Annotated in this window: 9 protein-coding genes; all 9 read right to left on the reverse strand. The window is 61.1% G+C overall.

Annotated features, from left to right (window positions below):
* Positions 1-2,236, reverse strand: a 2,236-nt coding sequence (gene pnp / locus ACEW8G_RS01360) for a polyribonucleotide nucleotidyltransferase (RefSeq protein ID WP_373486656.1), incomplete at its 3' end; no start/stop codon positions are given.
* Positions 2,237-2,499: 263 nt separating this feature from the next.
* Positions 2,500-2,769: a 30S ribosomal protein S15 gene (rpsO, locus tag ACEW8G_RS01365; RefSeq protein ID WP_373486657.1), complete on the reverse strand. Its 270-nt coding sequence runs from the start codon at positions 2,767-2,769 to the stop codon at positions 2,500-2,502.
* Positions 2,770-2,775: 6 nt separating this feature from the next.
* Positions 2,776-3,780 (reverse strand): tRNA pseudouridine(55) synthase TruB, encoded by a 1,005-nt coding sequence (gene truB, locus ACEW8G_RS01370; protein WP_373486658.1) that lies wholly within the window; start codon positions 3,778-3,780, stop codon positions 2,776-2,778.
* Positions 3,777-4,325, reverse strand: coding sequence for a GNAT family N-acetyltransferase (locus ACEW8G_RS01375; protein ID WP_373486659.1), 549 nt, complete (start codon positions 4,323-4,325; stop codon positions 3,777-3,779). The genes truB and ACEW8G_RS01375 overlap by 4 nt, the downstream gene beginning before the upstream one ends.
* A complete protein-coding gene (locus tag ACEW8G_RS01380) occupies positions 4,322-4,897 on the reverse strand; it encodes a thymidine kinase (RefSeq protein WP_373486660.1) in 576 nt (191 codons plus the stop codon). The genes ACEW8G_RS01375 and ACEW8G_RS01380 overlap by 4 nt, the downstream gene beginning before the upstream one ends.
* Positions 4,897-5,298, reverse strand: a complete 402-nt coding sequence (locus ACEW8G_RS01385; protein ID WP_373486661.1) for a type II toxin-antitoxin system VapC family toxin — start codon at positions 5,296-5,298, stop codon at positions 4,897-4,899. The genes ACEW8G_RS01380 and ACEW8G_RS01385 overlap by 1 nt, the downstream gene beginning before the upstream one ends.
* 12 nt (positions 5,299-5,310) lie before the next feature.
* Entirely contained in the window at positions 5,311-5,580 is a 270-nt protein-coding gene (locus tag ACEW8G_RS01390; protein ID WP_373486662.1) for an AbrB/MazE/SpoVT family DNA-binding domain-containing protein, read from the reverse strand.
* A gap of 31 nt (positions 5,581-5,611) precedes the next feature.
* Positions 5,612-6,022, reverse strand: coding sequence for a 30S ribosome-binding factor RbfA (gene rbfA / locus ACEW8G_RS01395; RefSeq protein WP_373486663.1), 411 nt, complete (start codon positions 6,020-6,022; stop codon positions 5,612-5,614).
* A 54-nt stretch (positions 6,023-6,076) separates the two neighbouring features.
* Positions 6,077-7,059 (reverse strand): translation initiation factor IF-2 (locus tag ACEW8G_RS01400; RefSeq protein ID WP_373486664.1); only part of this gene is annotated, 983 nt, incomplete at its 5' end.

Genomic DNA, 7,059 nt, shown 5'->3' on the forward strand with positions numbered 1-7,059 from the left:
CGCCTGAGCGCTCACCACCGCGTCCACGGCCACCGTCACCATCACGGCGCGGACGCCGGTCACCACGGTCGCCGCGCGGGCCACGGTCGTCGCGGCCACGGCCACCCTCACGCGGCTCACGCGCCGGGCGGGTGTCTTCGAGCTCTTCGCCGGTTTCCTGGTCAACAACGCGCATCGACAGACGCACCTTGCCGCGCTGGTCAATCTCCAGCACCTTGACCTTGACCTCCTGCCCTTCGGACAGGACATCGGCGACCTTTTCAACGCGCTCGTTGCGGATTTCCGATACGTGCACCAGGCCGTCCTTGCCGCCCATGAAATTCACGAACGCACCAAAATCCACCATGTTGACGACCTTGCCGTCATAGACCTTGCCGACTTCGGCTTCTTCTACAATGCCCAGGATCCACTTGCGCGCAGCTTCGATCTGGGCAACGTCGGACGAGCTGATCTTGATCAGGCCCTCGTCATCGATATCCACCTTGGCGCCGGTTTCAGCGACGATCTCGCGAATCACCTTGCCGCCGGTGCCGATGACTTCACGGATCTTGGCCTTGTCGATTTGCAGCGTCTCGATACGCGGCGCATGCGCCGAAAGCTCGGTGCGGGTGCTGTCGAGCGCCTTGGCCATTTCGCCCAGGATGTGGGTGCGACCTTCCTTGGCCTGCGCCAGTGCCTGCCGCATGATCTCTTCGGTGATGCCGGCGATCTTGATGTCCATCTGCATCGTGGTGATGCCTTCGGACGTGCCGGCAACCTTAAAGTCCATGTCGCCCAGATGATCTTCGTCACCCAGAATGTCCGACAGAACCGCAAATTCGCTGCCCTCAAGGATCAGCCCCATGGCGATGCCCGACACCGGCCGCTTGAGCGGAACGCCTGCGTCCATCATCGAGAGCGAACCGCCGCACACCGTTGCCATCGACGAAGAGCCGTTGGATTCGGTAATGTCGGACAGGACACGGATCGTATAGGGAAACTCGTCCTTGGTCGGCAGCACAGGGTGCAGCGCACGCCATGCCAGCTTGCCATGGCCGATTTCGCGGCGGTTGGAACCGCCGAAACGGCCCACTTCGCCGACCGAATAGGGCGGGAAGTTATAGTGCAGCATGAAGTTTTCATATGACAGGCCGGTCAGGCCGTCGATCATCTGCTCGCTGTCCTTGGTGCCCAAGGTGGTGGTGCAGATCGACTGTGTTTCACCGCGTGTAAACAGCGCCGAACCATGGGTGCGCGGCAAAAAGCCGACGATCGCCTCGATCGGACGGATCTGCGTGGTGGTGCGGCCATCAATGCGGCTGCCGTCCTTGAGGATGGCACCGCGCACGATTTCCGCTTCCAGCTTCTTCATCAGCTTGTTCGCAGCCATCTGGTCCTGCGGCGCGGCGTCGGTGAAGGCTTCCTTGGCCTTGGCGCGCGCCGCATTCAGAGCATTCGAGCGCTCCGACTTGTCGGTCAGCTTGTAGGCTGCGGCAATGTCTGCACCGATCAGGTCACGCAGCTTCTGCTTGGCGGCAGAGAGATCAGCCTGCTCGGCCATTTCCCAGGGCTCTTTCGCAGCCTGTTCGGCCAGCTTGATGATCGCCTCGACAATCTGCTTGCACGCATCATGCGCGAAACCGACCGCGCCGAGCATGACGTCTTCGGACAGTTCCTTGGCTTCCGATTCGACCATCATCACCGCGTCATGGGTGGCGGCGACAACGAGATCGAGCTCGCCTTCCTTCACCTGATCCATCGAGGGGTTGAGAATGTATTCGCCATCCTGATAGCCGACGCGCGCCGCGCCGATGGGGCCCATGAAGGGCACGCCTGACAGTGTCATCGCAGCTGATGCGGCGACCATCGCCACCATATCGGGCTCTGATTCGCCATCAAATGACAGCACCTGGCAGATCACGTTGATTTCGTTGTAAAAGCCTTCGGGGAATAGCGGGCGCAGCGGACGGTCGATCAGACGGCTGACCAACGTTTCCTTTTCGGTCGCGCCGCGTTCGCGCTTGAAAAAGCCACCCGGAATGCGTCCGGCGGCCGAGAATTTTTCCTGATAGTGAACGGTCAGCGGGAAGAAATCCTGGCCTTCCTTCACCGATTTTGCGGCAGTCACGGCGCACAGCACCACGGTTTCGCCATAGGTGGCCAGCACAGCGCCGTCCGCCTGACGGGCAATACGGCCCGTTTCGAGCTTGAGGGTTTTTCCGCCCAACTCGATTTCTACAGTCTTTACGTCAAACATGGATTTTCCTTATCGAACCCGGCGGCGCCCTATTGCGGGCCGGGGCCTATCTTGCGGGCTAAACCGGCCCGCAACGGTCTTGGAGCTTTCGTGCCCCACAGGTCGCTCGCCTTATTGCGAAACAGCCTTAACGCTCCATTCGTGCTCCAGCGATAGCAGGAGCACAGGGCGGAACGGAATGCCCTAAGCTTTTGGTCCCCGCGTGCTCGGGGATGACCCCATACGTAAACGGCCCGCCGAAGCGGGCCGAACGATAGGATCACTTACTTACGCAGACCCAGCTTGGCGATCAGATCGCTGTAGCGGGCGGTGTCCTTCTTCTTCAGATAATCGAGCAGCGAGCGCCGCTTGTTCACCATCATCAACAGGCCACGACGCGAGTGATTGTCCTTGTGGTGCGCCTTGAAATGGTCGGTCAGGTTGTTGATGCGCTCGGTGAGGATCGCAACCTGCACTTCGGGTGAGCCGGTATCATTGGGCTCGCGTCCGTGTTCCTTGATGACCGCGTCTTTGCGCTCTGCTGTAATTGTCATAAAATTCTAGTCCTTCGAACATCTGGTCAGATTGAAGCCGCGCACCACCCGGACCTTATGGCCCTCAAGCGATACGAGTGCGAGCGGAGTGCTGTCACTCCCCCGCGCCCAATAACGCCCATCGTGTGCGGCTATCCCGGTCACGACCTGCCCCATATGGAGCCGCCTTGCCTGATCGGGAGTGAGGTCAAGAGCCGGGATGTCGGCCAGCCCTGCCTCGAATGGCAAGATTATGTCTTCTGGGGCCGCGCCATGACGGATTTGCTCCAGAATGTCCAGCGAAATCGCCCCCGCAAGCGCGAACGGCCCGGCCTTCGTACGGCGCAACATCGTGACGTGACCGACTGTGCCGAGGGCAAGCGCGATGTCGCGCGCGAGGCTGCGGATGTAGGTACCTTTGGAGACATGGGCGGTGAGGGTGATGCTTTCCAACCGCATATCGAAACTTGGCTCACCGTCACCCTGAACTCGTTTCAGGGTCCATTTCTCCCCACGCGGCTTCGGCTCTTGGGGCACGATGGATCCTGAAACGAGTTCAGGATGACGGATCGAGAGCGAATGCACCCGTATCGCCCGTGACGCCAGTTCCACCACCGCGCCCGCCCGAGCCAGATCATACGCCCGCTTGCCATCGACCTTCAGTGCAGAGAACGCGGGCGGCACCTGTCCGATCGGCCCGGTGAACCGCGGCAACACTGCCTCGATCTCAGCCAGCATCGGGCGGATATCGCTGTGCGCCACCGGCTGGCCCTCGACATCGAGCGTATCGGTTTCCAAACCGAACTGCACCGTAAAGTCATAGGTCTTGTCGCCGTTCAGCATCTGGCCGGTTAGCTTGGTCGCCTCACCCAGCGCAATCGGCAGCACGCCGGTCGCCAGCGGATCGAGCGTGCCGCCGTGCCCGACCTTGACCTTGCCATGGCCACCGCCGCGAAACGCGCGTTTGACCGCGGTCACCGCATCGGTCGAACCCATGCCATAGGGCTTGTCGAGAATGATCCAGCCGTTCATTCGTTCGGACGCACCGGCCATTCGTGGCTGAGCAGGCTGAACACACAGGTATCGCGTACATGGCCGGTCCAGGTGATGCGATTCTTGCGCAAGACGCCCTCGTGCGTCGCGCCCAGCTTCAGCACTGCCGCGCGGCTGCGCAGGTTGCGCGCATCTACGCGAAATTCGATGCGGGTAAAGCCGCAGGCAAAGGCGTGATTTATCATCAGCCGCTTCATCGTGGCATTGACCCCGGCAGGCCCACGCGCCGCTGGCTCGATATAGGTGCCGCCGATCTCGACCGCATGATTGCGCTCGTCGGGTTTGATGTAGCAGGTCATGCCGACCAGCACGCCCCGGTGCAGCACCGCAAAGCGCACCCAGTCGGCGGTGGCGTGAAACTCCTCCGTTGCGACATCGAATTGTTCGCCCAGCATTGAGACCGGATAGATCTCCCAGATCTCGGCATCGCGCGCGCAGGCCGCACGCAGCGGCTCGACATGGTGGCTGGCGAGCGGCTCGAGCCTGACATCGCCGTCTTCCAGAACCACGGACAGCGCGCTCATGCCAGCCGCGCCATAAAATGCTTGCGGCACAGCGCGATGTAACGATCATTGCCGCCGATTTCGGTCTGCGCGCCCTGCTTCACCGCATTGCCCTCGGCATCGACCCGCAGGTTCATCGTCGCCTTGGCGCCGCATTCGCACACCGCTTTCAGCTCGACCAGATGATCTGCTATTGCGAGCAACTGCGCGCTGCCGGGAAACAGTTCGGCTTGAAAATCGGTGCGCAGGCCATAACACAGCACCGGGATTTTCAGATCATCGCAGATGCGCGCACACTGGAACGCCTGCGCCTTGGTAAGGAACTGCGCCTCGTCGATCAGCACGCAATGCAGTGGCGCATCGGCCAGATCGAGCGCGACGGCGGCGAACAGATCTGTGTCGGAGGCAAACCTGTGCGCCGGTGCGTTGAGCCCGATCCGCGAGGTGATCTGGCCTTCGCCAAAGCGGTCATCGTGCGCCGCGGTCCACAGCATCGCGCGCATGCCGCGTTCGGCATAGTTGAACGCCGCCTGCAGCAAAGTGGACGATTTGCCCGCGTTCATCGACGCGTAGTAGAAATAGAGCTTGGCCATCAGGGGGCATTTCGGAGAAGCGTCACGGGTAGTGGGCTGTCATCCCCTGCCTGCCGAGCCAGCTTTTTTTCGAATGTGGTAAATCCCCTCGCATCAAAGGGCGCCGACGCCAAGTGCATCATGTCCGCCCAGTCCGCACCTGCCCGGTATCTTTCGATGGCCCAGGCAACAGCAGCAGGGCTTTCGGCGTGCGCGTGATCCAGACTGATAAGCTGTTCCAATAGCATCGCCACGACCGCTCTTGGCAATCCGACTGCTCGTTCGAGAACCCAGCCCAGCTCCGTGAAGACGGTCCAACTCAGCATGAACGGTTCTGAAGCAGCTCCATCGGCGAGCAAGAACTGCGCAGGGTCGTCATTCAATAACCAACGCGCCAGAACATTGGTGTCCAATACCTGCATTTGATAGCTTTTTCAGCTATCCAGCGAAGGATTATCGACGTCCGGCGACCAGCTCAGCTTTTCGATCGGAATTGGCGGCCCTTTATGTTGGTAAATGGTCCGCAGATTGCGCCTTACCTCTTCGATCGAGAGCCGAGGCGTATGAGATGGCTTGCGCAGAACAATCTCGTCGCCGCGCGTCATCACATCGAGAAGCTGCCCTTCGACCAGCCCAAGACGATCACGTACATCTTTAGGGATGACAATCTGGCCCTTGGCCGAGAGGCGCGTGACATCGTTCATAGACCGAATATACGTCTTACCCGGTAAGACGTCAATCTGCAGCATCGTCCTTTGCCAGATCCTGGGCCACTTTGGGCGCGCTCAGCAGTTTGTCGATGTGGCTGCCAGTGTCGAAGCTGTCATCGGCGAGGAACTTGAGCTTGGCCGCATATTTGGTGCGCACCTTGGAGGCGACCTCGCGCTGGAAAAACGCTGTGTTGGTGCGCAGCGCCTTGAGCACCACCTCCTCATCGCGGCCCAGCAGCGGCTTCACGAACACCGTCGCATGGCGCAAATCGGGCGACATGCGCACCTCGGTGATCGAGATAGTAGTCGCGGTCAGCACATCATCATGCACCTCGCCACGCGCCAGAAGGTCTGACAGCACATGGCGCACCTGCTCGCCCACGCGCAGCACGCGAACGGAACGCCCTTCGGGACCGGTATCGTTATGCTTGGCCATATTCGCTCTTTGCCGACCCCCCCCCTCCCGTCGAGGGAGGCGAGGGTCATAGGATCACAACGTCCGCTCGCGCATTTCGACGTCGAACGTTTCCAGAATGTCGCCCGGCTTGATGTCGTTGGTATCTTCCAGCACCACGCCGCATTCAAGGCCCGTGCGGACTTCTGCGACATCGTCCTTGAAGCGCCGCAGCGACGCGATGACCGTTTTGGAGACGATAACATCCTCGCGGGTGATGCGCGCATACAGGCCCTTGCGGATAAAGCCATCGGTGACCAGAAGTCCCGCCGCCTTGTCCTTCTTGCCCGCCGGGAAGATTTCCTTGATCTCGGCGCGGCCGACCACGGTCTCGATCCGCTCTGGCCCGAGAACCCCGGCCATCTCGTTCTTGATGTCGTCGATCAGGTCATAGATGATGTCAAAATATTTGAAGCGCACCTTGTCGCGCTCGGCCAGCGTGCGCGCCTGCGCATTGGCGCGCACGTTGAAGCCGATGATCGGCGCGTTCGAGGCCTTGGCGAGCGTCACATCGGATTCGGTGATCGCACCGACCCCGGCGTGCAGCACGCGCGCCTTGATGTCATCGGTCGAGATCGCGTTGATCGCACCGACAATCGCCTCGACCGAGCCCTGCACGTCGCCCTTGACCAGGATCGGATATTCCTTCGCCCGGTTGGCAGCGAGCGCGGAGAACATAGTGTCGATGTTGGCGGGCGCCATCGTCGTGCGCTTTTCGAGCGCCTTCTGCTTGCGGTATTCAGCGACTTCACGCGCACGCTGGTCGTTTTCAACGACGGTGAGCTTGTCGCCCGCCGATGGCACACCGGTCAGCCCGAGCACCTCGACCGGCTCTGACGGACCGGCTTCGGCAACCTGCTTGCCCTTGTCATTGATCAGCGCGCGGACCTTGCCCGATTCCTCGCCGACAACGAAAATGTCGCCGCGTTTGAGCGTGCCGCGCTGAACCAGCACGGTCGCCACCGGACCGCGGCCCTTGTCGAGCTTGGCCTCGATCACCACGGCTTCTGCGGCACGCG

It is taken from the genome of Blastomonas sp. (assembly GCF_041747255.1).
In the GTDB taxonomy this organism is placed as follows: Bacteria; Pseudomonadota; Alphaproteobacteria; order Sphingomonadales; family Sphingomonadaceae; genus Blastomonas.